Below are 26,174 nucleotides of genomic sequence, written 5' to 3'. Positions count from 1 at the left end.
GCTAAGTTCACAGGCTGGACTTCCACGTCCGCGATCGGTTCTTATATGGCGGGGGCTACCCATCCCGGACAAAGGAGATTTTGCATGCCTTCACTGACCGAGTGGAAAGTGCCCCCGGGTGTGCAGCCGCGTGCTGAGGATTACGGATTCGACCTCGAGCAGGCGCTGGAGGCGGTGGTTGGCCTGCATTGCATCATCCCGGAAGATGCTTTCACGGCAGATACGCTCGGCACCGAGCGCGCCGGCAATGGCGTGCTGATCGGCGACGGCCTTATTCTCACCATCGGCTATCTCATCACCGAGGCCGAAACGATCTGGGTGCATCTCGGCGACGGCCGCGTGGTGCAGGGTACGGCGCTGGGCGTCGATCAGGAAAGCGGTTTCGGACTCGTGCAGGCGCTCGGCGAGATCGACATTGCGCCGCTGCCGCTCGGTGAGTCGGCGAGCGCGAAGATTGGCGATCGCGTGGTGGTCGGCGGCGTTGGCGGACGCACGCGGTCCGTGGCCGGGAAGATCGCCGCGACACAGGAATTCGCCGGCTATTGGGAATACCTGCTCGACGACGCGATTTTCACGCATCCGGCGCATCCGAACTGGGGCGGTGCCGCCCTGATCAACGCCAAGGGCGAGTTGATCGGCATTGGCTCGCTACAGATCGAGCGCGAGCATGGCGGCAAGAACGAACATCTCAACATGGTCGTGCCGATCGATCTGCTGAAGCCGGTCCTCGACGATCTCAAGACCTATGGTCGTGCCAACAAGCCGCCGCGGCCGTGGCTCGGGCTGTATGCCGCCGAGGTCGAGGACAAGGTCGTCGTGGTCGGGATCGCCAGGAAGGGGCCCGCGGCCCGGGCTGAGCTCAAGACCGGCGACGTGATTCTTGCCGTCAACGGTGAGGAGGTATCCGATTCCGTCGAATTCTATCGCGCACTCTGGGCGCTCGGTCCGGCCGGTGTCGACGTGCCGCTGACGCTCTATCGCGGTGGCGATACATTCGATGTCGAATTGGTATCGACGGACCGCTCCAAGATGCTGAAAGCTCCCCGGCTGCACTAACGCCACGATACACACGACCCAATCGCGGCCTTGTCGTAGACATCAGGCGCACCGCAACATGTGCGGTGCGCAGCGTCTCGACGTGATCAGTGCGCGTGTCCGCCACCCGCCGGTGCCGAGGCGCCGACGGCGTTGACGTCGAGCTCGACATCCACCTTGCCGGCTTTCTCGAATTGTAGCTGGACTTTCACCTTGTCGCCTTTGGCGAACGGCTTGGCGAGATCCATCAGCATCAAGTGATAGCCGCCGGGCTCGAGCTTCACGGTGGCGCCGGGCTTGATCTCGAGCCCCTCATTGAGCGGACGCATCTTCATCACGCCATCGGTCACGCTCATCTCATGCACTTCGATGCGGCTGCCGCCGGTGAATGTGCCCCCCAGGAGTTTGTCGCTGGTCTTGCCGTTGTTGGTGATGGTGAGATAGCCGCCGGCCACCTTGGCCGCGGGCGGTGTGGCACGCGTCCAGGGCGTCATGATCATCAGGTCGCCCGTATGAACCATGCCGGTCATCTGCGCCATTGCATCGTGTGGTGATGCCGCGGCAAGGCGCACGGCCGGCGCGGGTGATTTCAGGCTGTGCGGGTCCTGTCCTGCAGCCGGGATCTGCGCCCAGTCTTCCGAACCCTGCTCGCAGCTCTGCAATGTCGGCAGATACAACGGTGCATCGGCCTTCAATGCGGCAGGCAGATAGGCCGAGAATACGAACTCGTCATAGAAGTCGTTGTCGAGCTTCCCGGTCCAGGTGATTTCCTTGACGCCCTCCGACGCCTTCATGCCGTGCATGAAATCGTAGGACTGCGCATAGGCGCCTTTCTTCACGGCGATGGTCCAGCCCGGCTTCGGCATTGGCTTCACCGCGATCATGCCTTCGGGAATCTGCACGGTGATCTTCGTCGTTGGCGAGGCACCGCAGCCATGCGGCACGGCGAGCACCGCGCGATAGGAGCCGCCGACCGTGGCCGGGCCGCTCTGCACGAAGACATGGGCATAAGCAGGCGATGCCACTGCGCCCAGCGCAGTGAGAAGCAACAGCATGGAGCGGTTGGTCATGGAACGTCCTTTCGTGGATTGAAGCATAGCGGAATTCGTCATCTTCACCACCTCGCCTTGACGCCGGCATAGATGGCGCGGCCGGTGCCGGGTTCGAACAGCGGCGATGTCGCGGTGGCCTGATTGAGAATGCTGGCGGAGGCGATGTAACGGGTGTCGAGCACGTTGCGCGCTTCGATATAGCCCGAATATGTGCCGCCATTATCGACGCCGGCTTTCAGGCCGAGCAGCGCATAGGGTTCGGTCTTCAGCGTATTGGCGCTGTCGACATAGTAAGCTTCCGGCACCCATTCGACATTGGGGCCGAGATAGAAGCCGTTGGCGTGCTTGTAGAGCAGTTCCGCGCGCAGATAGTGCCGCGGCGCGCCCGGCAGCAGATTGTTGCCGAAAGTCGCGTCATTGTCGAAGCGGAAGTCGTTGAACGTGTAGGCCATGTTGAGCCAGAGCTTGTCTGGCTGTGGACCTGCGTCGAACATGCCCTTGAACACGGCGATGCCGAGACCGGCCTCGATGCCCTGATGGATGGTGCGATCCGCATTGGTGACGTTGCAATTGCCGAAGGCGCTGTAAATACATTGCAATTCGTCGGTAATGTTAGCGCGATAGCCCGTCAATTCCCATGTCAGGTCTGGCCGTCGTCCACGGGTGCCGATTTCATAGGTCGTCGCACGCTGTGGCCGGATGCTGGTGAAGGGAATCGTCGGGATGCCCGGGCCGTTCGAACTCTCGCCGAAGCTCGGGACTTCGGCACTGCGCGAGATATTCGCGTAAGCCTGCCAGGTCGGATCGATGTTCCAGAGCAATCCGCCCTTAGGGCTCCACAGGTTGAATTCGGTCGAGCCTGATCCGTCGACCCCATTGGGCTTCAAACGATCCTGTCTGTCGCGCGTCGCATAAAGGAATTGCGTGCCACCAATGACAGCGACAGTCGGCAGGAAATAGAACGAATTCTCAGCATAGACCGAGGTGTTCTTCGATCGATCGATGGACGAGAATGTCAGCGCGCCCTTCTGGCCCGCGACATTGACATACTGGTTGTTGTCGATCCTGCCGTTGATCACATTGACGCCGGCGACAAACACGTTGCGATAGCCGCCGATATTGCGGTCGTCGGTGACCTTCGCGAAGCCGCCATAGTCCTGATAGCTGTAGTCCAGATACTGGAAGATCGGATGCATCAGGTGCCGATCGACGCCGAAGACGCCAAAGTCGATCGTAGTATTGTCGAGCCGGATGGTGGTTTTGTTGGCGAGGCGCACCGTGTCGATATTGCGCTGCTGATCACCGGTGAGGTTGCTGGCCGCCGCGGTGGTTGGCGAATTCAGCGCGCTGTCTTTGCTGACCGAGCCGGGAATGCGCTGCCGCACGCTGTTGGCATTGAGATAGAAGCGGGTCTCGAAGTCCGGCGAGAACTGGTAGCCGACATTGCCGCTGACGCGTGTTGCCTCGCCATTGCTGTGATCGCGGAAGCCATCGGCGGATTGCGTCGAGGCCGTGATGAAACCGTCCCACGGACCATTGGCGCCGCCGGTGTTGGCTTGCAGGCGACGGAAGCCGAAGGCGCCCATGTCGACCGACGCGCCGTTCGCGAAAGGATCGCGGCCGGTGGGCGTCACGAAATTGATCGCGCCGCCGAGCGAATTGGCGCCGAAGCGCAATGCGTTGCCGCCCTTGAACACCTCGACATATTTATAGGCGGTCGGGTCGATCTCCTGGAAATCGCCATAGCCGTCGGCGGTGTTGATCGGGATGCCGTCCATATAGAGTTGCACGCCGCGCAGATGGAAATTACGCGACAGGCTCGATCCGCGGATCGACAGGCGGGTGTCGTCGCCCCATTTCGGCTGCGCGAACACGCCCGGCACATAATCGAGCACGTCCTTGATGGTGTTCGACGGCGTCGACGTTCGCCACGCATCCGCTGTCACCAGCGCGACGCCGCCGGGCGTCTGCTGGACCTCGCGGAGTGCCTGCTGCGCGGTGAGCACCGTAAGGGCCCCTGGGACGGTCGGGGCCTGCGCGCCGACAGATGCTGGCGTTGCCGCAGGGGTGCTGCGGGCCGTACGGGCGTTTGGCGCCACGTTGCGTGGCTTGCGCGTGGCTGCAGCGCGCTGCTGGGCGGGTGCATCGACGGTAACCGCCGGAAGCGATGTTGAAAGGGCCGATTGGGCCGACACCGCGCCTGGAATGAGCGCGGCCGCGGATGCGAGCAGGACGCTGCGCAGCCGCATGGAAACGGATAGCATGGGGAAAACTCCACCGGGATTGAACTGAGCAACGCGCGCGCTGATGCGCGGCGTCTGACGGCGTGGAACGTCAGCTCAGGCGCGGCGGCGCGCGGGCCCGGTGGTCGGAGGTTGCTGCTTCCACAACGATGCGATCGTCGAGGGCGGCAACGGGAGCGATCGCGATGGCGATACGCGAGACGAGGAAAGTGGCGGAGGCAGGCGGGGCACCCGGCGCATGGGTGCCGACGCAGACCGGGCAATGCACCGCAGGTGCGCCTGACGTCTTGCCGGTGTCATCAGGGAATGCGGCAAGGTCGGGATGGGTGAGGCAGAGCTCGAAGCCTGCGGCCTGCGCAGTCGGCGATATCGCGGCGAGCAACAGGCTGGACAGCACGACATTGAGCACAAGCGCATAGGCAGCGGCCAAAGATGCCACGGCCCCAAACCAGCGTTTGCGCGAAACATGTGTCACGGGAACGATCCTCGCCTCCCGATTAACACGGGGGCGGAACCTGTCAAAGCCGTTCGTGGAGCGAAGTCACCCGAAATCTAGAGAACGACGATGCCGGAATGCTTGGCCTTGTCGTCGGGTTCGACATGGATGGTGATCAGCGCTTCGCCGATCTCCTGACGGATCGCGGTCTCGAGCTTGTCGCAAATGTCGTGCGCGGCGCTCACGGTGGTCGATCCTGCCACCACCAGATGGAAATCGATAAAGGTCATGCTGCCGGCGCGGCGGGTGCGCAGGTCATGCGCCTCGATCGCGCCGTCGGCATGGGCCGATATGGTCTGCTTGATACTCGCGAGCATGGCTGGCGGAATGGCCTCGTCCATCAATCCGCTGAGCGATTCCTTCATCAGGCCCCAGCCGGCCCACAGGATGTTGAGCGCGACGAGCGCCGCAAGGATCGGATCGAGAATGGCGATGCCCGACAGTGCCGCTACTCCGACGCCGCCGAGAACACCGATTGAAGAATACACGTCGGACAGCAAATGGCGGCCGTCTGCTGCCAGGGCAGGCGAGCGGTGGATGCGACCTTGCCTGATCAGCACCCATGCCCAACCTGCATTGATGACGCTTGCCGCTGCGTTGACGAGTAGTCCGACCCAGGGGGCTTCGACGAGGCGCGGCGTCAGATAGCTTTGATAGGCTTCGCGCAGGATCAGGATCGCGGCGAGCACGATCAGTACGCCTTCGAGCACGGCCGAGAAATATTCAGCCTTATGGTGCCCGTAGGGATGATCGTCGTCTGCCGGTTTCGCGCTCAGCGTGGTCGCAAGCAAAACAACGATGGCTGTCACGACATTAACGATGCTTTCAATCGCATCGGACAGCAGTGCGACGCTGCCAGTCAGATAATAGGCGGCGTATTTCATACCGAGGACCAGCAGGCCAACGGCAATGCTGCCTTGCGCAAGACTGCGAACGCTTGTCATCTGAAAATCTCGTTGGGGTAACGCGAAGTCTCACGCGGCTGTGTGCTCTAATATGCCGATCAGAACGATGCAAGCCGTGAAATCCAGCTGCAAGTGCTTCGCATTATAAGGCGCGTGGACTTCGTCGAGCAGGTCGTCCTTCCAATGGACATGATATCGATCTCGTCATGCGCGTGGCGTTTGTAGCGGTCGTCCGCGCATTGATAGTTGCGGGACGACATCGTGCTGGATCGTGTCGTCATGGCGTGGTCCTCAATGTCGCCGGTCTCAACAAGGCCGGTGAGACCCATGGTGGAGTGTTCCGGCCCGCTTCGGCGGGCATCGCTGCTGCGGTTCCGTGGGAAGGCTCGCGCTGCGCGCCGGCCGACCCTCAAAGGCGATCGATCAACCTGAGGTTATTCGTGAGCCTGCGCGGCTGTGGCGCGATCACCACAGCGGCGCGCAAAGTGCAGTCCAGAGCTGTTCCATGAGCGAAATGACACGCTGTTGAGCCTGATTTGATCGCTCAGCCCTGTATGAGGTGCGGGTCGTCCGGGTTGGACGCGTTGCAGCAAGGGTTGGGAATGACAGGTTTTGGTGGATCACGCGGGCTGCGCCTTCTGGCGCTTTTGATGTTGCCCGCTGTGTTGGCAGGATGTGCAAGCAGCGGGGGGATGATGTCGTCCACCGGCTTTGGCGGTCCGTCCGCCAGCTATGCCGAGTTGAATGACGGCGGGCACACGCTGCCGGCCATCGACGTCTCCGGAATCGATTCGGCGATGCTGCGTCAGCGCGTCGCTTACCGCACCAAGGAGCCCGCAGGCACCATCGTGGTCGATACGGCCGCACGGCATCTCTATCTCGTGGAAGGCGACGGCAAGGCGATGCGCTATGGCATCGGCGTCGGCAAGGCCGGCCTCGCTTTCGCCGGCGCTGCGGTGATCAAGCGCAAGGCCGAGTGGCCGCACTGGAGCCCGACGGAAAACATGATGAACCGCGAACCCGCGCGCTACCGCAAGATGGCGGGCGGCATGGAGGGCGGTATCGATAATCCGCTCGGGCCGCGCGCGATGTATCTCTATCAGGGCGACCGCGACACCATGTTCCGCATTCACGGCACCACCGAGCCCGAGACCATCGGCCACGCCGTCTCAAGCGGCTGCATCCGGCTGATGAATCAGGACATCGTCGATCTCTATAATCGCGTGAAGATCGGCAGCCGCGTGGTGGTGATCCAGAGCGGCCGCGCCGAGTCCTGAGACGCATCTTCGACCGAGAATTCAAAACGCCGGGTGTCTCTGATACCCGGCGTTTTGCGTTCGGCGCTACGAATTTTGCCGTAGCCGGTTTCGTTGCACCGTCTTATGGTGCATCCTGAATTCAATACATCTTTTGATTGTTTTTGAGCGACCGCGAGGCCTAGATGTCTTTTCGCGAAGATAACAGCGCGTATGAGGGTTGGCTGCGTGGCCAGTGCGACGTCGTGGAAAAGGACCTCAGGCTCAAACACAGGCTGATGCGGGAGGACTCCTTCGTCTTTTTGCGTGGCACGTATTTTCGGTGGGCAAGGAAGATCGAAGACCTCTGCCCGACATTATGCGATGCGCCGCATGTCCTGTGCGTCGGCGACGTCCATCTCGAAAACTACGGCACCTGGCGGGACGCCGAAGGGCGGCTGGTCTGGGGCATCAACGATTTCGATGAGGCGGCGAAGATGCCGTATCTGTTCGATCTCGTTCGTCTTACGACCAGCGCGCTGCTTGCGCCGGGCATGAGGCTTGGGAGAGCGCCAATCTCGCGTGCCATTCTCGCCGGCTACCGCAAGGGTCTGGCCGATCCCCATCCGGCTTTATTGGATCAACGCGAATTCTGGATGCGGCCCTATGCCGTTCGCGTGCGCAAGAAGCCGGCGAAGTTCTGGAACGAGGTGAAGAAGTATCCGACCGCCAAGCCGCCTGCAAAGGTCGTCCAGGCACTGAAAAAGTCGCTGAAGGGCGCAACGATCGAGAGATTTGGCAGCCGCGTCGCGGGCACCGGCGGCCTCGGCCGGCCACGATACGTGGCCGTCGCCACTGCGGAAGGCGGTTTCTGCCTGAGGGAGGCAAAAGCGCTCGTCCCTTCGGCATGGCTTTGGGCACATGGTAGCAAGTCGAGCATTTCGCATCTTCACGCCTTGGCGTTTGGACGCTATCGCGCGCCGGATCCGTTTCTGGCCATTGACGGCAAGTTCGTGATCCGCCGGCTGGCGCCGGATTCCCGCAAGATTGAACTCGGCAAGAGTCCGGGCGCCGAGCTGGCCAAGCTGACCACGCAGCTATTGAATGCGATGGGGCAGGATCTCGCTGCCATTCATGTCGCGAGCAAGATCGGCGCAAAAGCGCTGCGCGCCGATCTCAGGAAGCGCCCTCCGGGATGGCTCGGAAAAGCCGCCAAGACCATGTCAGAACTGGTGGAGAGCGACTACCGCGGCTGGAAGAAGAAATGACGCGCGGCAGTCGCTCCGATCTCACACAAGCCCGCCATTGGCGCGCAGCACTTGGGCGTTGATCCAGCCGCCTTCAGGTCCGACCAGGAAAGCAACGGCATTGGCGATGTCCTCGGGTGTGCCGAGACGCTCCATTGGCGTCGCCTTGGCGAAACGCTCGATCAGTTCCGGTGACTTGCCATTGAGGAACAGGTCGGTTGCGGTCGGGCCGGGTGCGATGGCGTTCACGGTAATCGAGCGGCCCCGCATCTCCTTGGCCATGATACCCGTCATGGTTTCGACCGCAGCCTTGGTGGCGGCATAGATGCCGTAGCTCTCGAGCTTGGTGCCAACGACTCCCGTGGAGAAGTTCACAACCCTGCCCCCGTCGCGCAGCCGCTTGGCGGCTTCGCGCATAGTGTTGAAGGTGCCTTTCAGATTGACCGCGATTTGTTGGTCGAACGATGCGTCGTCGGCGTCGGCGAATTTCGCGAGCTTCATGATGCCGGCATTGTTGATCAGCACGTCGATGCCGCCAAAGGCGGTCTCCGCTGCATCGAACATCCCGCGCACAGCGGCGGGATCGCTGACATCGGCCTTGGCGGTAAGCGCGCGGCCACCCGCGGCTTCGATCTTTTGTGCGACGGCCTCGGCCAGCGCGGCATTGCCGGAGTAATTGACGATGACCGTGAAGCCGTCGCGGCCCAGCCGCTCGGCGATGGCTGCACCGATGCCGCGGGATGCGCCCGTCACGATGGCTACCTTGCTGGATTGGTTGGTCATTTCGCTTCTCCTCGATAAGACGGCCGACTGGCAGCGCCGTTCTGATGGGAGAAATCTAGACAGTTTCACTTTCCGGATAATGATGCATTATCTGGCATCACAATCCGGATTTAGCGAACAAAGAGATGGACCGTTTCGAGACGATGCGGGTGTTTACCCGGGTGGTGGAGCGGCGCAGCTTTACGGCGGCAGCCGAAGATCTAGGTCTGCCGCGGTCGACCGTCACCGACGCCGTGAAGCAGATCGAGGCGCGGCTCGGCGTGCGACTGCTCGAGCGCACCACGCGGCTGGTGCGACCGACGCTGGACGGCGAGGCCTATCACCAGCGCTGCCTGACGCTGATTGCCGATCTTGAAGACGCCGAAAGCGCGTTCTGCGGGGCCAAGCCCAAGGGGCCGCTGCGGGTGGATATGAATGGCACGCTGGCGCGTAATTTCGTGCTGCCGCATCTGCCGGACTTTCTCGCCGAATATCCTGATATCCAACTCTATCTCAGCGAGGGCGACCGGCTGGTTGACCTGATCCGCGAGGGCATCGACTGCGTGGTGCGTGTCGGGGAGCTCCGCGACAGCGATATGGTGGCGCGGCGGCTGACCATGATGGACGAAGTCACCTGCGCCGCGCCGTCCTATCTCGCGCGCATGGGCGTGCCTTTGTCCATCGATGCGCTCGAAGGCCATCGCATGGTCGGCTATCACTCCTCGGCGACGGGCGCAGTGCTGCCGCTGGAATTTCAGGACAGCGGCGCGCTGCGTCTTGTCTCCTTGCGGGTGGCGATCACGGTGAACAGCGCGGAAAATTACGTGGCCATGGCGAAACTCGGCTTCGGCCTGGTGCAGGTGCCGCACTATCGGATCAAGGGCGAACTCGCCGATGGCACGCTGGTCGAGGTGCTGCCGCAACATCCGCCGACGCCGTCGCCCGTGTCGCTGCTCTATCCGCGCAATCGCCAGCTCTCGCCGCGGGTGCGTGTGTTCATGGACTGGCTGACGCGTGCTTTCGCGCGCGACCTGATCCAGGCAAACCTGTGATGGCCCCTGTTTTTCGCTTCGCGCCCAGCCCCAACGGCTATCTGCATCTCGGCCATGCCTATTCGGCGCTGCTGAATTTCGATCTGGCGCGTGAGGCCGGTGGCCGGTTGCTGCTGCGGATCGAGGATATCGATGCCACGCGCTGCCGGCCGGAATTCGAGGCGGCGATCTACGAGGATCTTGCTTGGCTCGGCATCGCCTGGGAGATGCCGGTACGGCGACAGTCGCAGCATTTCGCCGACTACCGCGCCGCGACCGAGCGGCTCGCCGCCATGGGACTGCTCTATCCGAGCTTCGAGAGCCGCACCGAGATCGCGCGCATGATCGCGGCCGAAGAAGCGAAAGGCTCATGGCCGCGCGATCCCGACGGTGCGCCTCTCTATCCAGGCATTGCCAGATCGTTGTCGCCGCAGGCTGTCGCCGAACTCAAACGGGCAGATGCCCCGATGGCGCTGCGGCTCGATATGGCCAGAGCCATTGCGGCCAGTGGTTCGCTCGCATGGACCGAGCAGGGCGCAGGCCCGAGTGGCGAGACCGGAGCCGTTGTCGCGCAACCGGATGCCTGGGGTGACGTGATCCTGGCCCGCAAGGAAACGCCGACCAGCTATCATCTCTCGGTCGTCATCGACGATGCGCTGCAGGGCGTGACCCATGTGGTGCGCGGCCAGGATCTGTTCTGGTCGACCAGCGTGCACCGGCTGTTGCAGCAACTGCTCGGCCTGCCGCAACCGGTCTATCGGCACCACCCACTGGTGCGCGATGGCACCGGCGCAAAACTGTCGAAATCGACCGACTCCACCAGCCTGCGGGAGTTGCGGGCCGGGGGCACTACACCAGCGGATATCCGCCGCATGGTCGGGCTACCTGACCCGTCTGCCGCAAGTTAGCCGCAAGAAATTCGCAAGCCGGACCAGGCCCGCGGCGTGACTCCGCGCGCCCCGCCGTGGCATGGTGCCGCCGGGACAGGTGGGCATCATATGGCGCTGACATCGCGCTCTCCGCGCAAGATGCGGACGCGCACCAAGCAAACGCTGAAAAAACGCGTGGCCAAGAAGCGTGCGGCGAAGAAGCCTGCATCGAAGCCACGCGCCAAGCGCAGGTCCCCGCGTGCCGATGCGATGGTGGAAACCGCGCTGGCGGTGTTCGCCCATGAGGTGCGCACGCCGCTGACCGGCATTCTTGCGGTCAGTGATCTGCTGGCCACCTCCGATCTCGATGAACGTGAGCGACGCTGGGTCGAGACGATCAAGGCTGGCGCCGAACATCTGGCGGGTCTCGCGACATTGTTCGTCGATGCGGCGCGCAGCAGCAAATCCAGATTCGAACTGCGGCAGGATTTCTTCGATCTGCGCGCGCTTGCCCGCAACATCGGCGACTCGCTCGCGGGTCGCGCGGCTGCCAAGGGGCTGCTGTCGCGGGTCGCGATCTCCGACAGACTGCCGGTGTTCGTGGTCGGCGATCCCGTGCGGCTGCGCGCGGCGCTGGAAAATCTGATCGACAATGCGGTGAAATTTACCGAACAGGGCAATGTGGCGCTGAAGGTCTCGCCCGTGCGTATGGCCGGCAAGGTCGGCGTATCCTTCACCGTCTCCGATAGCGGCATCGGGCTCACGCTCGCCGAGATCAAGCGGCTGTTCAAACCGTTCTCGCAGGCCAATGTGTCGATCGCATCGCGTTTTGGCGGTGCCGGCCTCGGCCTGTCGTCGGTGAAGCAACTCGCGCGCGCGATGGGTGGCGACATCACTGTGGCGCAGAGCCGCGGTGGTGGGACAGTGTTCACGCTGACGGTCGGCCTCGACAAGACGAGCGGTCCGATCGCCATCATGTCGAGCGCCGATGATGCTGCTTTTGCGCCGGGAGAAACGCTGCGGGTCTTGAGCGTTGAGGACAATCCGTTTGGTCGCGTCGTGCTCAATGCCATTCTCACTGAACTCGGCCATCAGGCCGAGTTCATCGGTCGTGGCGAAGCAGCGGCGGAGCGCGTCGCGCAGGGCACGTTCGATGCGGTGCTCATGGACATGGTGCTGCCGGGTATCGACGGCGTCGAGGCGATCCGGCAGATCCGTGCGCTGAAGGCGCCGCATGGCCGCGTCGCGATCATTGGGGTGTCCGGTCGCAGTGAAGATGAAGCCGCATCGCGTCAGGCGGGCGCCGACGCGTTTCTGATCAAACCGGTGTCTCCGCGGGCGCTAGCGACTGCGCTGCTTGAAGCGAGACGCCGTGGGGCAGCCGCGACTTGATGATGGCGGCATTCAGTTCGCCGCCGAACACGAAGATCGCCGCAATAAAGTACAGAAACACCAGCGCGATAATCACCGATGCCAGGCCGGCATACATCGTCACGTAATTGTTGGCGAAGCGCGCGAGATAGAGGCCGAAGCCGATACCCGAGGCCAGCGACGCCAGCATCGTGAAGATGATGCCCGGCAGGATCTGGCTGAAGGTGCGGCGGCCTGCCGGCAGCCACACATGGAGGATGAACAATGCGATCACCATCGCGACGATGGTGATGCCGTAACGCGCCACCGTCAGCAGCCGCTCGTTGTTCTCGACCATCAGCGGGACATAGCGCCTCACGATTTCCAGCATCAGCGGGCCGAGCACGATCAGGAACGCCATGGCGAGCGCGGTGACGGCAGCGACCAGCGTGTAGCCGATCGACTCCAGCCGCAGCCAGTACCAGCGCCGCAGCTCGATCACCGAGTATGCGCGGTTCAGGGCAACGCGCAGGCTCTCGACGCCGTTGGAGGCGAAATACACTGCGAGCACGAGACCGATGGTGAGCGCGTCGCCGCGGGTGGTGGTCAGCACGTCGTGGATCTGCGAGGACAGGGCGCCGGCCACCTGATCGGGCCAGACCTCCAGCAGCAGGCCGACGGCCTGATCGGCGAGATTCTTGGAGCCGAAAAAGCCGGCCAGCGAGGCCAGCACGATCAGGAACGGAAACAGCGCCATCAGGGTGGAGAGGGCGATATGGCTGGCGATCGCCCAGCCGTCATCGGCAAGAAACGTATAGAAGGCGTCCATCACAACATCGTAGACGGTGCGTATCTGCCCCACGTGCCACCTGGTTCGGGATCGGCCCGGCAAATCACCGGCCCTCATGTTAGCTTCTGATATCTAACGCGAAAAAGCCAGATCGTTGCATTGCGGCGCGCGCGTGACCGCCGCGCCATTTTGACGACTGACGATAGCGCAGCCTGTGACGCAGTGTTATGTAGCCGATATGACATCAACGCTCAGCAACATTATCCTCCCCATCGCGGTCGGCGCCGTTGCGCTGGTCCTGCTGCTCGGCCTGTTCAACATGATGCGCGGCGGCTCGCCGGATCGCTCGCAGAAGCTGATGCGGTGGCGCGTGGTGCTACAATTCGTCGCCATTATCCTCACTATGGCCACCGTCTGGGCGATGGGCCGCTGACGCAAATTCCTTAACTGGCTCTGGATCAATTCGATGGTCGTTCTCAACCGCATCTACACCCGCACCGGCGATGACGGCACGACAGCTCTCGGCACCGGCGAGCGTCGGCCGAAATATGATCTCCGCGTCAGCGCCTATGGAACCGTGGATGAGACCAATGCGGCGATCGGCGTGGTGCGGCTGCATCTCGCCCATGCGCGGTCCTTGGATGCGATGCTCGGGCTGATCCAGAACGATCTGTTCGATCTCGGGGCTGATCTCGCGGTTCCGCAGCGCGAGGGCAAGGCCGAACGGCTGCGCCTGCTGGCGAGTCAGGTCGAGCGGTTGGAGAACGATATTGACATGCTCAACGCGCCGCTGGCCGATCTGACCTCGTTTGTTTTGCCTGGCGGAACACCGGCGGCCGCTCACCTCCATGTAGCCCGGACGATCTGCCGTCGTGCGGAACGGATCATGGTGGAACTCGCCGCTCAGCCCGATGAGCCGGTCTCGGATGCTGGTATCCAGTATATGAACCGGCTGTCGGACTTCCTGTTCGTCGCCAGCCGCTCGCAGAACGACAATGGTGCGGGCGATGTGCTCTGGGTGCCCGGCCAGAACCGGTAATTTCGGCTAAATCGGCTGGCCTAGAGACATTCGATTTTAGGGTCTGGCGCGTTGACCCCGTGTGGCAGGGGCTTTAGGTTCCGCGCCCAAGCTTCCGAGCAAGCTCTGAAACAATAAAACTCACACGAAAGAGGATCGATGAAGGTTCTGGTCGCGGTCAAACGGGTGGTCGATTACAACGTCAAGGTTCGCGTCAAGAGCGACGGATCGGGCGTCGAACTGTCCAACGTCAAGATGTCGATGAATCCGTTCGACGAAATCGCTGTCGAGGAAGCCCTGCGCCTGAAAGAGGCCGGCAAGGCAACCGAAGTGGTGGTGGTGTCGATCGGCCCCGCACAGGCGTCCGAAACCCTCCGCACCGGCCTCGCGATGGGCGCGGACCGTGGCATCCTCGTCAAGGTTGACGGCACCGTCGAGCCGCTCGCCGTGGCGAAGATCCTCAAGGCTGTCGCCGATGAGGAAAAGCCCGGCCTGGTGATCCTCGGCAAACAGGCGATCGACGACGACGCCAACCAGACCGGCCAGATGCTGGCTGCGCTGCTTGGCTGGCCGCAGGCGACCTTCGCCAACAAGCTCGTCATCGAGGGCGACGACGTCACCGTGACCCGTGAAGTCGATGGCGGTCTGCAAACCGTCAAGCTCAAGGGACCGGCGATCGTTACCACCGATCTTCGTCTGAACGAGCCGCGCTACGCATCGCTGCCGAACATCATGAAGGCGAAGAAGAAGCCGATCGACGAGAAGACCGCCGATGGTTACGGCGTCGATATCTCTCCGCGTCTCGAGATCATCAAGACCAGCGAACCGGGCGGCCGCAAGGCCGGCGTCAAGGTCAAGGACGTCGCCGAACTGGTATCGAAACTCAAGACTGAAGCCGGGGTGCTCTAATGCCGACATTGCTGCTTGCCGATCACGACAACGCCACCCTGAAGGATTCCACCAACAAGGCGCTCACCGCTGCCACCCAGATCGGCGGCGAGGTGCACATCCTCGTTGCCGGCCAGAATGCGAAGCCGGCCGCGGAAGCTGCCGCCAAGCTGCAGGGCGTCACCAAGGTACTGCTCGCCGACGACGCGTCCTATGCCCACGACCTCGCCGAGCCGCTGGCCGCGCTGATCGTGTCGCTGGCCCCTGCCTATGACGTGCTGATCGCCGCTGCGACCACGCGCTCGAAGAACGTGATGCCGCGCGTCGCCGCCCTGCTCGACGTGATGCAGGTGTCGGAAATCACCAAGGTGATTGCGCCCGACACCTATGAGCGTCCGATCTATGCCGGTAACGCGATCCAGACCGTAAAGTCCAAGGACGCCAAGAAGGTCATTACGGTGCGTACCTCGACCTTCGGTGCAGCCGGTGAAGGCGGCAGCGCGGCGGTGGAAGACGCCAAGACGGCCGAGAATCCGGGTTTGTCGACCTTCGTCGGCGAGGACATGGCCAAGAGCGATCGTCCGGAACTGACCTCGGCGAAGATCATCGTGTCCGGTGGCCGTGCCATGCAGAGCCGCGAGAACTTTGCCAAATACATCGAGCCGCTCGCCGACAAGCTCGGCGCCGGTGTCGGCGCCTCGCGCGCCGCGGTGGATGCCGGTTATGCCCCGAACGACTGGCAGGTCGGCCAGACCGGCAAGGTCGTGGCTCCGGAGCTGTATATCGCCATCGGCATTTCCGGCGCGATCCAGCATCTCGCCGGCATGAAGGACTCCAAGGTGATCGTCGCGATCAACAAGGACGAAGACGCGCCGATCTTCCAGGTCGCCGATTACGGCCTGGTCGCCGACCTCTACCAGGCCGTGCCGGAGCTGACCGAAGCACTCGGCAAGTAGAGGCCCGCCAGGCAAGGATTTGGCAAATAAGGCCTTGCTGAATTAGGGCTTTGCGCCTCAATTAACGACATCGGCCGGAGTGACTGACTCCGGCCGATATTTTATGTAAAGATAGCTCTCCGAACGCGGCAAGCGCGGGCGGCGTGTTCCCAGAGATGACAAGCAAGATGGCGGTTATGATCAAGAAAGTCGGCGTGATCGGCTCAGGCCAGATGGGCAATGGCATTGCGCATGTGGCTGCATTGGGCGGCCTCGAAGTTGTGCTGAACGATGTCTCTGCCGACCGCCTGAAGTCCGCCATGGCGACGATCAACGGCAACCTGTCGCGTCAGGTGTCGAAGAAGGTCATCACCGAGGATGCACGCAAGGCCGCGCTGGATCGCATCACCTCGTCGGACACGATGGACGGCCTTGCCGATTGCGATCTCGTGATCGAATCCGCCGTCGAGAAGGAAGAGATCAAGCGCAAGATCTTCCACGATCTCTGCGCCGTGCTGAAGCCGGAGGCAATCATCGCCTCCAACACATCGTCGATCTCGATCACGCGCCTCGCCGCGTCGACCGACCGTCCCGAAAAGTTCATCGGCATTCACTTCATGAATCCGGTGCCGTTGATGGAGCTGGTCGAACTGATCCGCGGCATTGCCACCGATGACGCGACCTTCGATGCGTCCAAGGACTTCGTCACGAGGCTCGGCAAGCAGATCGCCGTCTCGGAAGATTTCCCGGCCTTCATCGTCAACCGCATTCTGTTGCCGATGATCAACGAGGCGATCTACACGCTGTATGAAGGTGTCGGCAATGTCGAAGCCATCGATGCTGCGATGAAGCTCGGTGCGCATCACCCGATGGGCCCCCTCGAACTCGCCGACTTCATCGGCCTCGATACGTGCCTGTCGATCATGCAAGTGCTGCATGAAGGCCTCGCCGACTCCAAGTATCGGCCGTGCCCGCTGCTGGTGAAATATGTCGAAGCCGGCTGGCTCGGTCGCAAGACCCAGCGCGGTTTCTATGACTATCGCGGCGAGAAGCCGATCCCGACGCGCTAAGCTTCGCGCGCTGTCCGTTATAGTAAGATTTCGTCATGGCCGGGCTTGTCCCGGCCATCCACGTTTTTGTGGCCAGCAAAATAAGACGTGGATGCCCGCGACATCTAGCGAAGCCGCGCCTCGCGCGGGCATGACGGAGTGCCTGGTTAGATGAGAGCCCGCATCAAGCTCACCGTCGCCGGTACCATCCCGACGATCATCGCCATGCCCATCCCGACTCCGCACAGATGCGCCATCAATGTCTCGCGCTGCGTAATCATGTCACGTACTGCGCCACGCCATTGCCGAACGACCAGTTCTCCGGCAGCACCTCGACGAGGTTGATGAAGACGTCTTCGGGCCGCAGGCCCGGTCTGTCAGTCAACTTCTCGACGATCCGTTTGTAGAGCGCCTGCTTCTGCTCACGCGGACGGGTGTTGCTCACCGTCAACTGGATGATGACGAGGTCATCGGTCCGGCGAATGCCGAGATAATTCGGATCATAGATGAAAGTGCCATCCTCGTGCTCCGAGATGGTGACGAAACGGTCGCCCTCCGGGACGTTGAAGGTCTCGCGCAGCGCCTGGTAGACGCCTTCGGCGATCGCCTCCCGATAGGCGGCGGGCTTGCCCTTCTTCAGTGAAATGCGAACCAGCGGCATGGTGGTCTCCTGTCGTTCAAATCCGATGCAGCAAACCTAATCCCATATTGATCATTGGAAAATCGTATGAAATAATATTTCAATGATGTCATATTGAAATGATTGGCCGATGAAAGCGCTCGATATCGAGGCCGTGCAGGCCTTCGTGCTGGTGGCCGATCTCACCAGCTTCACCCGCGCCGCCGAGGCGATGGGAAGCACGCAGTCGGCGATCAGCCTGAAGATCAAGCGGCTGGAAAGCGGGCTTGGCAAGCGCCTGCTGGAGCGAACGCCGCGGCTGGTGCGCCTGTCGGCGGAGGGGGCGGCTTTTCTGGCCTCCGCGCGAAATCTCGTCGCGGCGCATCAGTCGGCCATTGGCTCATTCGCTGCGGAGCGGCGGCGTCTCGTGGTGGGGATCAGCCATCATCTCGTCGGCGCCGATCTTGCCGACGTATTGAAACGCATGAGCGCGACCGATCCGTCCCTGGTGATCGAATTGCGGATCGAGTCATCACGTGTCCTGCTGTCGGCCTATGACGCTGGCGATCTCGACGCGGCGATCGTGTTGCGGGTCGACAGGCGACGTGGTGACGGCGAGGTCTTGATGGAAGAACCATTTGGCTGGATGGGCACACTGGATTTTCGGCACGCGCCCGGTGAGCCGCTGCGACTCGCGGCGCAGTCCGCGCCATGTACGGTCCGTTCGGCGGCGATTGTGGCGCTCGATGGGGCTGGCATTCCGTGGACCGAAGCCTTCGTTGGCGGCGGCGTTGCGACCATCGGCGCGGCGATCTCCGCCGGTCTCGCTGTTGGTGCGCTGGTCCGCCGTGTTGCTCCCGCCGGCAGCATCGATCTCGGCCCGCGCCTCGGTCTGCCGAAATTGCAGGATGCCGAGACGATGCTGCATTCCAGCCTCACCGATGCGCGGGCGCGCGGCGCGCTGCGCACGCTGGGTGCGGCATTTCGGGCGAATGCCGGCTGATTGTTGCACCAGGTCAACATTCGTTAACCCCGCACCGCTATACCGGCGCTACGACGTTACGGAGTGTTTCTGATGGATATGGCTTTGGTTGCCAGCGCGCTTGCCATGAAGGCAGCGGGAACGCAGCAGCAGATTTCGACCTCGATCATGAAGTCGAATGCCGACATGGAAAAGAACACTGTGCTCACGCTGCTCGGTGGCGCACAGCAGGCATCGCAGGCCAATCTCGGCGCGGGCGTCGGCGGCAACGTCGATATCGCCGCCTAAGGCGCTGTCGAAGCTGGCCGCTCGCCGCTAGAGGCAGCAGTCAGTGTCGCGCGAAAATGGCTGGGCGGCGCGCCAATGATGCGCTTGAAGGCACGGCTGAACGCTGCTTCCGATTCATAGCCAAGCCGGCGTGCGACGACCGCGATCTTCAGGCGGTCGCGAGTGAGCCACTGCTTTGCTTCCTGCATCCGCAATTGCGCGACGTAACGGGCCGGTGTTTGGCCGACGACATTGGCGAAGCGCAACGCAAATGCCGAGCGTGATGCATGCATGACGTTCGCCAGCGCCTCGACGGTCCAATCCCTGGTCGGGTCGCGATGGATCGCGGCGAGAACCCGCCCGATACCGGGATCGCGCGCTGCTGCGACCCAACCGGCAGAGCCGCAGCCCTTCTCCACCCAGTTGCGGATCAGTGCAGCGGCGACGACATCGGCCAGCCGCGTCAGCATGCCGCCGGCACCGACGCGATCCAGCGCCAGTTCGGACGTCATGGCCTCGAGCAGATGCGGGATGGCGGGCTCGTCGGTGGCAAGTTCGTGCATCTGCATCAGCTCAGGCATCATCAGCAGTAACGGATGCTGGCTATCGAGGTTGAAGGTCATGCCGGCGCCGAACAGCACGGTTTCTTCGCCATTGCTGTTGCCGCCGCTGCAGGTGTCGAGGATGCCGCAGCACACCGGTTCGAACTGGCAATTCTCGACCGGTGCCGGGAAGGCATCGGGCGAGCTCGCCAACGCATGTTCCGCGCCGCGCGGCAGCAAGACGGCATCGCCTGGTTCAAGGCGGACCCACGCGTTATCCACAGTTCGCAGCCAGCAGCCGCGTTCGGCGACGAAGTGGAATTGCGCCTTCGGCCGTGCCGGGAATACCAGCCCCCATGGCTCGGTCATGCGGCAGCGGACGTAATCGACGCCCTCAATCTTCAAGCCCCGGAGCATTTCAGTCAGGGGGTGAGTGGCGACAGTTGTGGACGAATGATCAAGCATTGAGGGTTTTCTAGCATGGAAACTCCAGGAGGTCACCTCCATCTCCGGGGTCCCTGCTGGAGACTGCCATGACTGATTCCGCCACTGCTGCACTTGATGCCGATGTTTCTCCCGTAACCACTGAGCGGACGGACGCGGCCTGGGCGGCTGTTGTCTCCTTGATGCTTGGCGCCTTCAGCCAGGTCACTGCTGAATTCCTGCCGGCCAGCCTGCTCACGCCGATCGCTACCGATCTCGGTGTCTCGGTCGGCGCTGCCGGGCAGGTGGTGACGGCGACCTCCCTTGTCGGGATCATCGCCGGACTTGCGACGGCCATTGTGACACGCGCCATGGATCGCCGCGTCGTCCTGTGGTCGCTCACGGTGCTGCTGATCGTGTCCAATCTGCTGTCGGCTACCGCGAGCAATCTTCCAATCCTGTTGCTTGCCCGCGTGCTGCTCGGCATCAGCCTCAGCGGTTTTTGGGCAATGGCAACGGCCACCGCGATGCGGCTTGTTCCGGCGGAGGCGCTGCCGCGCGCGATCTCGCTGATTTTCAGTGGCGTTTCGATCGCCACCGTCAGCGCTGCGCCCATCGGTGCATATCTTGGAGATCTGTGGGGCTGGCGGAACGTGTTCTTGCTGGCTGCCGCTGTCGGCGCCGTCGTGCTCGTCTTTCAGGTGCTGACGCTGCCGCGCTTGCCGCCGCTCACATCACCGGATGTGCGCACGCTGTTCGTACTGATGCGTCGGCCCAGTGTCCGGCTTGTGATGATCGCAATCGCCGTCAGCATCTCGGGCCACTTCGCCGGATTCACTTACGTCCGGCATTTCCTCGAACAAGTGCCGCAGCTTCCGGTCACGGCGATCTCGCTCGTCCTGCTGGCTTATGGCGTTGGCGGTTTCTTCGGCAATTTCGCGGGCGGGGTGCTTGTCGCCCGCAGTGCGAAACTTGCGATCGTCACGGGATCTGCGGCGATCGCCGTGCTCGCGCTGGTGCTGTTTGTCTTTGGCGCTTCGGGCCTTGTCGCGGGCATCGCAGTTGGCCTCTGGGGTTTTGCCTTCGGTGTGCTGCCGGTTGGCTTCCAGACATGGATGGTGCGGGTCGCATCAGACGAAGCCGAATCTGCGGGCGGCCTGCTCGTCTCGGCTTTCCAGGTCGCGATCACGGTTGGCGCAGTCGTTGGCGGCATTCTGGTCGACGGTTTCGGCCCGTTCGGTGCCGTTGGTTATCTCGCAGCGGCGACACTGGCGGGCGCGCTGCTCGTGTTGCTGTCGCGCAGCGGCGGCGAAGTGCCGGCATGAAGCGCGAAGGGAGGCAGCAGCCTACTGCCTCCCGGCTTCTCTTACGCGACCGGTGTGATCCAGCCGATCCCGGCACCGCCGGGCTGCAGCAGGATTGCGAGCCGGCCGACATCGGGAATGTCGAATACCGGCCGCATCAGCGTCGCGCCGGCCGCGACGGCTTTCTTCACACGCGCATCGACATCGTCGACCGCGAGATACGGCATCCAGCCATCGGGTACATTCTCGTAGCCCGGGCCTTCCGCGTGGAAGATGCCGCCGACCGGCACATTGTCCATCATTGCGATCCAGTAGATGCCGCCGCCCGCCAGCTTCTTGGCCTGATAGGTCCAGCCGATGGTCTCCTGATAGAAGGCTTTCGCGCGCTCGGGATCGCGCGTCACGAATTCATTCCAGTTGAAATGACCGTGCGGCGTCATGGCGTCCTCCGTTGTTGCGTCAGACTGAAACCAGCGTCTTGAAGCCACCATAGATCATGCGCTTGGCATCGAACGGCATCGCCTTCGGATCCATCATCTTGGCGAGGCGCGGATCCTTCATCACTTTGGCGTTGATGCGGTCGCGATCTTTGCGCGTCTTGTAGATGATATAGGAAAACACAACGGTCTCGTCGGGTTTCAGTTTCACGCTGCGCGGGAACGATGTCCATTTGCCGACGCTGACGTCATCGGCGACACATTCCTGATAGTCGAGTGCGCCGTATTCGCGCCAGATTTTGCCGGCCTTGCGCGCGATGGCGGCATAGGCTTTCAGCTTCTTCTTCGGCACCGGAACGAGGAATCCGTCGATATAGGCCATTGGTCGTTTCTCCCTGCTGTCATGCGTCGGCGCCGGGCGCGTGGCCCGGTTGTTTTCAAGACGAACGCAATTGCGTTCATCCGACAGCATTCTGGAGAATTTTGCGATCCGCGCAGGCGGCCGTATGTCGCAGTTGTCTGTGCCGTGGTCTTCAGAAACTGGCCGCGGCGGGCTTCACCGCCGCTTTCAGCAGCTTGATGGCATCTTCACTGTCCCATTCGGCGGGGCCGGCGATGGTCGCGATCTCGCAGCCCTTGCCATCGATCAGCACCGAGGTCGGCATACCCAGTGCACGGCCGATGCCCTTGAGGTCCTGGAACACCTTGGCTGAGGTGTCGGTGAAATAATCCAGCCGGTTGAGGCCGCCGTCTTTCAGAAAGGCCTTCGGCTTCTCGGCGTCGCGGGTGTCGATATTGATCGCAACGACCTGGAAATCCGGGCCGCCGAGCTTGGTCTCGAGGTTGTTCAGCGCCGGCATTTCCTTGCGGCAGGGCACGCACCAGGTGGCCCACAGGTTCACCAGCACCGTCCGGCCGCGCCAGTCGGACAGCTTCTTTTCCTGGCCGTCGGCATCCCTGAAAGCGAGGTCCGGCAGTTTCAGCGGCGTCCTGGCCATGGTCAGGCCGGCGACTTCGCCGCGCGCCAGCGGCTCGATCTTCTTCGACAGTGCGATGGCCGGCGCGCAGGTCGGATCGCCCGGCGCAGCCTGCTGCCGCAGCCGATCCATATTGGATACCGCGGCAAAGCCGATCACGGCGCCCACGAGCACCGCGCCGAGCACGATCAGGCGGCGTTTGGCCGGACGGGGGGCAGGCTGGTCGGGCATAGGGTTTGTCATTCGGTCTCAGTTAGGGCTATGCAACGGTTGGCGACGGACGATCCGTCGGCTGCGGTTAAAGATGAGTGACAATTCATGGCTTCGCGCAAGGGCAACGGCAAGTCCAGCAATGACGGTAAGGGCTCCAATGTGAGCAACAAGATGTGGGGCGGGCTGTTCGATGAAAGCCCCGACGCCATCATGGAGGAAATCAATGTCTCCATCGACGTCGATCGCCACCTCTATGCCCAGGACATTACCGCGTCCAAGGCCCATGCTGCGATGCTTGCCAGGCAAGGGATTATCACCGCGAAAGATGCGAAAAATATCGCAGGCGGTCTAGACACGATCCTGTCAGAGATCACCAAGGGGGCGTTCACATTCAAGCGGGCGCTCGAAGACATTCACATGAATGTGGAGAGCCGACTTGGCGAGCTGATCGGGCCGGCCTCCGGCCGCCTGCATACCGCGCGTTCGCGCAACGACCAGGTTGCGACCGATTTCCGCCTGTTCGTGCGCGATACCATCGACGAGATCGATGCGGCCTTCGCGTCGCTGCAGCGGGCACTCGTCGATCGCGCGCTGGAACATGCCGACACGGTGATGCCCGGATTCACCCATCTGCAAACCGCGCAGCCGGTGACTTTCGGCCATCATCTGCTGGCCTATGTGGAAATGGTGTCGCGGGATCGCGGCCGCTTCGCCGATGCGCGCAAGCGCCTCAATGAAAGCCCGCTCGGCGCCGCTGCGCTGGCCGGTACCTCATTCCCGATCGATCGCCATGCCACAGCCAAGGCGCTGGGCTTCGATCGCCCGATGGCGAATTCGCTCGATGCGGTGTCGGATCGCGACTTTGTGCTGGAGACACTGTCGGCGGCCTCCATCGCCGCCGTGCATCTGTCGCGCTTCGCCGAGGAGATCGTGATCTGGACCTCGCCGCTGGTCGGTCTCGTCAGGCTTTCGGACAAGTTCACCACCGGCTCCTCGATCATGCCGCAGAAGCGCAATCCGGATGCGGCCGAACTGGTCCGCGCCAAGACCGGCCGCGTGATCGGCTCGCTCACCGGATTGTTGATTGTCATGAAGGGCCTGCCGCTGGCCTATCAGAAGGACATGCAGGAGGACAAAGCGGGCGCGATGGAAGCCTATTCGGCGCTATCGCTGGCGATCCGCGCGATTGCCGGCATGGTCCGCGATCTCGTGCCCAATGAGGAGCGCATGAAGCTTGCTGCCGGCGAGGGCTATGCCACCGCCACCGATCTGGCGGACTGGCTGGTACGGACGCTGAAAATGCCGTTCCGCGAGGCGCATCACGTCACCGGCCGGATCGTCGGCGTCGCCACCAAGAAGGGCGTGGCGTTGCACGAGCTCGACCTGAAGGAAATGCAGGCGGTGGAACCGAAGATCACGGCAGAAGTGATGAAGGTGCTGTCGGTGGAATCGTCGGTGAAGAGCCGGGTCAGCTATGGCGGCACGGCGCCGAAGAATGTGACGTCGCAGGCGAAGGCCTGGCTCAAGCGACTGGAAAAAGAGCGGAAATTGGGCTGATCGGGCTTGGCGTGCGAAAATTCAATGGATTTCGGGGTCTCGCCAGAGCGCGGCAATCTTTGTATGGTGCGCCCGCATTTGGGGATTTAGCTGTGACTCGTCCGACCCGCCCTGCGTCCGCGCGATGGGCCATTCTCGTTCTGACCGTTTCTGCTTTGGCGCTGGCTGGCTGCGGCCGTAAAGGCGGCCTCGATCTGCCGCCACAGGCGTCCGCACAGCCGATGGGCACCGGCGCACCGGCGGCGGATCCCGATGCACAGTCGGCTGCCAATAAGGGCAGGGACGTGTTCGCGCCCTCGAACGGTGTCGATGAGGGCCCGCCGGCAGCGACCCGTGGTCGCAAGAAGCCGTTCCTGCTCGATCCGATCCTGGACTAACTCGCCATGCGCCATTTCGACTATCGCAACGGCGTGCTGCACGCCGAAGGCGTTGATATTGCCGAAATGGCGGACGCCGTCGGCACGCCATTCTATTGCTATTCGACCGCCACGCTGGAGCGGCACTACCGCGTCTTTACCGAGGCCTTTGCCGATACCAAGGCCCTCGTCTGCTACGCCATGAAGGCGAATTCCAACCAGTCGGTGCTGCGCACGCTGGCCAAGCTCGGCGCGGGCGCTGACGTGGTCTCCGGTGGTGAATTGAAGCGCGCGCTCGCCGCCGGCATTCCGCCGAAGAAGATCGTGTTTTCCGGCGTCGGCAAGACGGCGGATGAACTGCGGCTGGCGCTCGATGAAGACATTCTCTGCCTCAATATCGAGTCGGAACCCGAGCTCGCATTGCTGTCGGAGATCGCCAGCGAGACCGGCCGTACAGCGCGGATCTCGATCCGCGTGAATCCCGATGTCGATTCCGGCACGCATGCCAAGATCTCCACCGGCAAGTCCGAAAACAAGTTCGGCATTCCCATCAGCAAGGCACGCGAAGTCTATGCCCGCGCCGCGAAACTACCGGGCATTGAGGTCACCGGCGTCGATATGCATATCGGCAGCCAGATCACCGATCTCGCCCCGATGGAGCAGGCATTTCGCATCCTGGCCGATTTCGTCACCGTGCTGCGCAACGACGGCCACACGATTTCGCATGTCGATTTCGGCGGCGGTCTCGGCATTCCCTACTACGAGGACCGCGCCGCGCCGCCGGAGCCGATGGCCTACGCGGCCATGGTCAAGCGCGTGACGCATAATCTCGGCTGCACGCTGATGTTCGAGCCCGGCCGGATGATCGTCGGCAATGCCGGCATTCTCGTTGCGCGCGTGATCCATGTGAAGCATGGCGACGGCAAGACCTTCGTCATCATCGATGCAGCCATGAACGATCTGATCCGGCCGACTCTGTACGAGGCCTATCACGAGATCCTGCCGGTAGCGGCGCCCGCACCCGGTGCGAAGCTCGCGGCCGTCGATGTGGTCGGCCCGGTCTGCGAGACCGGCGATTATCTGGCGCTGGACCGCAAGCTGCCGGAGCTGAAGTCCGGCGATTTGCTCGCGATCATGACCGCCGGCGCCTATGGCGCCGTGCAGGCCGGGACCTACAACACCCGCGCGCTGGTCCCGGAAGTGCTGGTGAAGGACGATCAGTATGCGGTGGTCCGCCCGCGGATCGAGGTCGAGCAGCTGATCGCCATGGACAAGGCCGCGCCCTGGCTGTGACTCTTGTCCCTCCCCCAAGCGGCGTAGCCGCGCAGCGGGGAGGGTGGATCGACCGCACGGCGGTCGAGACGGGTGGGGTATATCCTCACGCTCTGCGCCTGCGGAGGCACCCACCCCGGCCTATCGGCCGACCCTCCCCACTGCGCTTCGCTTGGGGGAGGGATGCCACTACCATCGGTGTGCTCCTGCCTCACGCCTTCGTGACCCCAATCGCCCCGAATCGACTTAGGCTCAGGCTTTGCATGTGCACGGATGGCCCTCGTGCCATGCCTCATTGCCGCCGCCGTGCTAGTGTGTCG

At 62.7% G+C, this 26,174-nt stretch carries 28 protein-coding genes; 17 read left to right on the top strand and 11 right to left on the bottom strand.

Annotation, left to right across the window (positions count from 1 at the left end):
* Positions 1-84 precede the first annotated feature (84 nt).
* Positions 85-1,056, top strand: coding sequence for a S1C family serine protease (locus tag SFY93_RS00260; RefSeq protein ID WP_120287257.1), 972 nt, complete (start codon positions 85-87; stop codon positions 1,054-1,056).
* An 86-nt stretch (positions 1,057-1,142) separates the two neighbouring features.
* Here the strand turns inward: SFY93_RS00260 and SFY93_RS00255 are convergent, their stop codons facing one another.
* From SFY93_RS00255 to SFY93_RS00240, 4 genes are all read right to left on the bottom strand, one after another.
* Positions 1,143-2,105, bottom strand: coding sequence for a DUF1775 domain-containing protein (locus SFY93_RS00255; protein WP_320445629.1), 963 nt, complete (start codon positions 2,103-2,105; stop codon positions 1,143-1,145).
* Between the two features lie 44 nt (positions 2,106-2,149).
* Complete coding sequence (locus SFY93_RS00250; RefSeq protein ID WP_320445628.1) at positions 2,150-4,351, bottom strand: TonB-dependent receptor family protein; 2,202 nt, start codon at positions 4,349-4,351, stop codon at positions 2,150-2,152.
* 70 nt (positions 4,352-4,421) lie between these two features.
* Positions 4,422-4,805 carry a DUF2946 family protein gene (locus tag SFY93_RS00245; RefSeq protein ID WP_320445627.1) on the bottom strand — a complete coding sequence of 128 codons (384 nt, stop codon included), beginning with the start codon at positions 4,803-4,805 and terminating at the stop codon, positions 4,422-4,424.
* A 77-nt stretch (positions 4,806-4,882) separates the two neighbouring features.
* Positions 4,883-5,770, bottom strand: a complete 888-nt coding sequence (locus SFY93_RS00240) for a cation diffusion facilitator family transporter (protein ID WP_320445626.1) — start codon at positions 5,768-5,770, stop codon at positions 4,883-4,885.
* A gap of 653 nt (positions 5,771-6,423) precedes the next feature.
* Here SFY93_RS00240 and SFY93_RS00235 point away from each other — a divergent pair.
* Together SFY93_RS00235 and SFY93_RS00230 are read left to right on the top strand one after the other, a co-directional pair.
* Positions 6,424-7,008, top strand: coding sequence for a L,D-transpeptidase (locus SFY93_RS00235; RefSeq protein WP_320445625.1), 585 nt, complete (start codon positions 6,424-6,426; stop codon positions 7,006-7,008).
* Positions 7,009-7,172: 164 nt separating this feature from the next.
* Complete coding sequence (locus SFY93_RS00230; protein ID WP_320445624.1) at positions 7,173-8,234, top strand: DUF2252 family protein; 1,062 nt, start codon at positions 7,173-7,175, stop codon at positions 8,232-8,234.
* Between the two features lie 21 nt (positions 8,235-8,255).
* Here SFY93_RS00230 and SFY93_RS00225 read toward each other — a convergent pair whose 3' ends face one another.
* Positions 8,256-8,996, bottom strand: coding sequence for an SDR family oxidoreductase (locus SFY93_RS00225; protein ID WP_320445623.1), 741 nt, complete (start codon positions 8,994-8,996; stop codon positions 8,256-8,258).
* A gap of 125 nt (positions 8,997-9,121) precedes the next feature.
* Here SFY93_RS00225 and SFY93_RS00220 point away from each other — a divergent pair, with 125 nt between their 5' ends.
* The 3 genes from SFY93_RS00220 (at position 9,122) to SFY93_RS00210 (ending at position 12,267) form a co-directional block, all read left to right on the top strand.
* Positions 9,122-10,027 (top strand): LysR family transcriptional regulator, encoded by a 906-nt coding sequence (locus SFY93_RS00220; RefSeq protein ID WP_320445622.1) that lies wholly within the window; start codon positions 9,122-9,124, stop codon positions 10,025-10,027.
* On the top strand, positions 10,024-10,914 hold the full coding sequence (gene gluQRS / locus SFY93_RS00215) for a tRNA glutamyl-Q(34) synthetase GluQRS (RefSeq protein WP_320445621.1): 891 nt from the start codon (positions 10,024-10,026) through the stop codon (positions 10,912-10,914). Before SFY93_RS00220 ends, gluQRS begins: the two co-directional genes overlap by 4 nt.
* Before the next feature lie 90 nt (positions 10,915-11,004).
* On the top strand, positions 11,005-12,267 hold the full coding sequence (locus SFY93_RS00210; protein ID WP_320445620.1) for an ATP-binding protein: 1,263 nt from the start codon (positions 11,005-11,007) through the stop codon (positions 12,265-12,267).
* Here the strand turns inward: SFY93_RS00210 and SFY93_RS00205 are convergent.
* Positions 12,194-13,054: a YihY/virulence factor BrkB family protein gene (locus tag SFY93_RS00205; protein WP_210269064.1), complete on the bottom strand. Its 861-nt coding sequence runs from the start codon at positions 13,052-13,054 to the stop codon at positions 12,194-12,196. The two genes, SFY93_RS00210 and SFY93_RS00205, sit on opposite strands and share 74 nt — an antisense overlap.
* A 199-nt stretch (positions 13,055-13,253) precedes the next feature.
* Here SFY93_RS00205 and SFY93_RS00200 point away from each other — a divergent pair, with 199 nt between their 5' ends.
* From SFY93_RS00200 to SFY93_RS00180, 5 genes are all read left to right on the top strand, one after another.
* Complete coding sequence (locus SFY93_RS00200) at positions 13,254-13,448, top strand: twin transmembrane helix small protein (protein ID WP_068730376.1); 195 nt, start codon at positions 13,254-13,256, stop codon at positions 13,446-13,448.
* 33 nt (positions 13,449-13,481) lie between these two features.
* On the top strand, positions 13,482-14,054 hold the full coding sequence (locus tag SFY93_RS00195) for a cob(I)yrinic acid a,c-diamide adenosyltransferase (protein ID WP_068729209.1): 573 nt from the start codon (positions 13,482-13,484) through the stop codon (positions 14,052-14,054).
* Between the two features lie 138 nt (positions 14,055-14,192).
* The gene (locus SFY93_RS00190; protein WP_093757405.1) at positions 14,193-14,942 is read left to right on the top strand and encodes an electron transfer flavoprotein subunit beta/FixA family protein; all 750 of its coding nucleotides are present in this window, start codon (positions 14,193-14,195) and stop codon (positions 14,940-14,942) included.
* The gene (locus SFY93_RS00185; protein WP_089267623.1) at positions 14,942-15,877 is read left to right on the top strand and encodes an electron transfer flavoprotein subunit alpha/FixB family protein; all 936 of its coding nucleotides are present in this window, start codon (positions 14,942-14,944) and stop codon (positions 15,875-15,877) included. Before SFY93_RS00190 ends, SFY93_RS00185 begins: the two co-directional genes overlap by 1 nt.
* Positions 15,878-16,044: 167 nt before the next feature.
* Positions 16,045-16,926 (top strand): 3-hydroxybutyryl-CoA dehydrogenase, encoded by an 882-nt coding sequence (locus SFY93_RS00180; protein WP_089267834.1) that lies wholly within the window; start codon positions 16,045-16,047, stop codon positions 16,924-16,926.
* Between the two features lie 256 nt (positions 16,927-17,182).
* On the opposite strand, the gene SFY93_RS00175 is transcribed toward SFY93_RS00180, so the two are convergent.
* Complete coding sequence (locus SFY93_RS00175) at positions 17,183-17,566, bottom strand: tautomerase family protein (RefSeq protein WP_231079059.1); 384 nt, start codon at positions 17,564-17,566, stop codon at positions 17,183-17,185.
* Positions 17,567-17,675: 109 nt separating this feature from the next.
* On the opposite strand from SFY93_RS00175, the gene SFY93_RS00170 reads away from it, so the two are divergent.
* Positions 17,676-18,527 carry a LysR family transcriptional regulator gene (locus SFY93_RS00170; RefSeq protein WP_320445619.1) on the top strand — a complete coding sequence of 284 codons (852 nt, stop codon included), beginning with the start codon at positions 17,676-17,678 and terminating at the stop codon, positions 18,525-18,527.
* A gap of 72 nt (positions 18,528-18,599) precedes the next feature.
* Positions 18,600-18,794 (top strand): putative motility protein, encoded by a 195-nt coding sequence (locus SFY93_RS00165; protein ID WP_093757402.1) that lies wholly within the window; start codon positions 18,600-18,602, stop codon positions 18,792-18,794.
* Here SFY93_RS00165 and SFY93_RS00160 read toward each other — a convergent pair.
* Positions 18,791-19,780 carry an AraC family transcriptional regulator gene (locus tag SFY93_RS00160; RefSeq protein ID WP_320445618.1) on the bottom strand — a complete coding sequence of 330 codons (990 nt, stop codon included), beginning with the start codon at positions 19,778-19,780 and terminating at the stop codon, positions 18,791-18,793. The two genes, SFY93_RS00165 and SFY93_RS00160, sit on opposite strands and share 4 nt — an antisense overlap.
* 68 nt (positions 19,781-19,848) lie before the next feature.
* Between SFY93_RS00160 and SFY93_RS00155 the strand changes: the two genes are divergently transcribed.
* Positions 19,849-21,063: an MFS transporter gene (locus SFY93_RS00155; RefSeq protein WP_309942803.1), complete on the top strand. Its 1,215-nt coding sequence runs from the start codon at positions 19,849-19,851 to the stop codon at positions 21,061-21,063.
* 41 nt (positions 21,064-21,104) lie between these two features.
* Here the strand turns inward: SFY93_RS00155 and SFY93_RS00150 are convergent, their stop codons facing one another.
* From SFY93_RS00150 to tlpA, 3 genes are all read right to left on the bottom strand, one after another.
* Positions 21,105-21,482, bottom strand: a complete 378-nt coding sequence (locus tag SFY93_RS00150; RefSeq protein WP_089267617.1) for a VOC family protein — start codon at positions 21,480-21,482, stop codon at positions 21,105-21,107.
* Positions 21,483-21,501: 19 nt separating this feature from the next.
* On the bottom strand, positions 21,502-21,861 hold the full coding sequence (locus SFY93_RS00145) for a DUF1428 domain-containing protein (protein WP_089267616.1): 360 nt from the start codon (positions 21,859-21,861) through the stop codon (positions 21,502-21,504).
* 151 nt (positions 21,862-22,012) lie between these two features.
* Positions 22,013-22,687: a thiol:disulfide interchange protein TlpA gene (tlpA, locus tag SFY93_RS00140; RefSeq protein WP_246297386.1), complete on the bottom strand. Its 675-nt coding sequence runs from the start codon at positions 22,685-22,687 to the stop codon at positions 22,013-22,015.
* A 141-nt stretch (positions 22,688-22,828) separates the two neighbouring features.
* On the opposite strand from tlpA, the gene argH reads away from it, so the two are divergent.
* The 3 genes from argH (at position 22,829) to lysA (ending at position 25,875) form a co-directional block, all read left to right on the top strand.
* Positions 22,829-24,226, top strand: a complete 1,398-nt coding sequence (gene argH, locus SFY93_RS00135) for an argininosuccinate lyase (RefSeq protein WP_320447653.1) — start codon at positions 22,829-22,831, stop codon at positions 24,224-24,226.
* Positions 24,227-24,318: 92 nt separating this feature from the next.
* Positions 24,319-24,603 (top strand): LPS translocon maturation chaperone LptM, encoded by a 285-nt coding sequence (gene lptM / locus SFY93_RS00130; RefSeq protein ID WP_175365989.1) that lies wholly within the window; start codon positions 24,319-24,321, stop codon positions 24,601-24,603.
* Positions 24,604-24,609: 6 nt separating this feature from the next.
* A complete protein-coding gene (lysA, locus tag SFY93_RS00125; RefSeq protein WP_089267614.1) occupies positions 24,610-25,875 on the top strand; it encodes a diaminopimelate decarboxylase in 1,266 nt (421 codons plus the stop codon).
* The last annotated feature ends 299 nt before the right edge of the window (positions 25,876-26,174 follow it).

This window comes from Tardiphaga sp. 42S5, assembly GCF_034044155.1.
In the GTDB taxonomy this organism is placed as follows: domain Bacteria; phylum Pseudomonadota; class Alphaproteobacteria; order Rhizobiales; family Xanthobacteraceae; genus Tardiphaga; species Tardiphaga robiniae.
Note: the sequence above shows the minus strand (reverse complement) of the source record. Positions and strands in the feature narration are given on the sequence as shown.

What these genes read in the sequence shown, in the direction of transcription:
- SFY93_RS00155 (WP_309942803.1), top strand. Translation starts at nt 19,849, where the DNA reads ATGACTGATTCCGCCACTGCTGCACTTGATGCCGATGTTTCTCCCGTA.
- SFY93_RS00160 (WP_320445618.1), bottom strand. Translation starts at nt 19,780, where the DNA reads ATGCTTGATCATTCGTCCACAACTGTCGCCACTCACCCCCTGACTGAA.
- SFY93_RS00250 (WP_320445628.1), bottom strand. Translation starts at nt 4,351, where the DNA reads ATGCTATCCGTTTCCATGCGGCTGCGCAGCGTCCTGCTCGCATCCGCG.
- SFY93_RS00220 (WP_320445622.1), top strand. Translation starts at nt 9,122, where the DNA reads ATGGACCGTTTCGAGACGATGCGGGTGTTTACCCGGGTGGTGGAGCGG.
- SFY93_RS00175 (WP_231079059.1), bottom strand. Translation starts at nt 17,566, where the DNA reads ATGCCGCTGGTTCGCATTTCACTGAAGAAGGGCAAGCCCGCCGCCTAT.
- lysA (WP_089267614.1), top strand. Translation starts at nt 24,610, where the DNA reads ATGCGCCATTTCGACTATCGCAACGGCGTGCTGCACGCCGAAGGCGTT.
- SFY93_RS00260 (WP_120287257.1), top strand. Translation starts at nt 85, where the DNA reads ATGCCTTCACTGACCGAGTGGAAAGTGCCCCCGGGTGTGCAGCCGCGT.
- SFY93_RS00190 (WP_093757405.1), top strand. Translation starts at nt 14,193, where the DNA reads ATGAAGGTTCTGGTCGCGGTCAAACGGGTGGTCGATTACAACGTCAAG.
- SFY93_RS00165 (WP_093757402.1), top strand. Translation starts at nt 18,600, where the DNA reads ATGGATATGGCTTTGGTTGCCAGCGCGCTTGCCATGAAGGCAGCGGGA.
- SFY93_RS00150 (WP_089267617.1), bottom strand. Translation starts at nt 21,482, where the DNA reads ATGACGCCGCACGGTCATTTCAACTGGAATGAATTCGTGACGCGCGAT.
- SFY93_RS00230 (WP_320445624.1), top strand. Translation starts at nt 7,173, where the DNA reads ATGTCTTTTCGCGAAGATAACAGCGCGTATGAGGGTTGGCTGCGTGGC.
- SFY93_RS00235 (WP_320445625.1), top strand. Translation starts at nt 6,424, where the DNA reads ATGATGTCGTCCACCGGCTTTGGCGGTCCGTCCGCCAGCTATGCCGAG.
- SFY93_RS00240 (WP_320445626.1), bottom strand. Translation starts at nt 5,770, where the DNA reads ATGACAAGCGTTCGCAGTCTTGCGCAAGGCAGCATTGCCGTTGGCCTG.
- SFY93_RS00210 (WP_320445620.1), top strand. Translation starts at nt 11,005, where the DNA reads ATGGCGCTGACATCGCGCTCTCCGCGCAAGATGCGGACGCGCACCAAG.
- SFY93_RS00195 (WP_068729209.1), top strand. Translation starts at nt 13,482, where the DNA reads ATGGTCGTTCTCAACCGCATCTACACCCGCACCGGCGATGACGGCACG.
- SFY93_RS00205 (WP_210269064.1), bottom strand. Translation starts at nt 13,054, where the DNA reads ATGGACGCCTTCTATACGTTTCTTGCCGATGACGGCTGGGCGATCGCC.
- SFY93_RS00170 (WP_320445619.1), top strand. Translation starts at nt 17,676, where the DNA reads ATGAAAGCGCTCGATATCGAGGCCGTGCAGGCCTTCGTGCTGGTGGCC.
- SFY93_RS00185 (WP_089267623.1), top strand. Translation starts at nt 14,942, where the DNA reads ATGCCGACATTGCTGCTTGCCGATCACGACAACGCCACCCTGAAGGAT.
- SFY93_RS00180 (WP_089267834.1), top strand. Translation starts at nt 16,045, where the DNA reads ATGGCGGTTATGATCAAGAAAGTCGGCGTGATCGGCTCAGGCCAGATG.
- SFY93_RS00145 (WP_089267616.1), bottom strand. Translation starts at nt 21,861, where the DNA reads ATGGCCTATATCGACGGATTCCTCGTTCCGGTGCCGAAGAAGAAGCTG.
- SFY93_RS00200 (WP_068730376.1), top strand. Translation starts at nt 13,254, where the DNA reads ATGACATCAACGCTCAGCAACATTATCCTCCCCATCGCGGTCGGCGCC.
- SFY93_RS00255 (WP_320445629.1), bottom strand. Translation starts at nt 2,105, where the DNA reads ATGACCAACCGCTCCATGCTGTTGCTTCTCACTGCGCTGGGCGCAGTG.
- tlpA (WP_246297386.1), bottom strand. Translation starts at nt 22,687, where the DNA reads ATGCCCGACCAGCCTGCCCCCCGTCCGGCCAAACGCCGCCTGATCGTG.
- SFY93_RS00225 (WP_320445623.1), bottom strand. Translation starts at nt 8,996, where the DNA reads ATGACCAACCAATCCAGCAAGGTAGCCATCGTGACGGGCGCATCCCGC.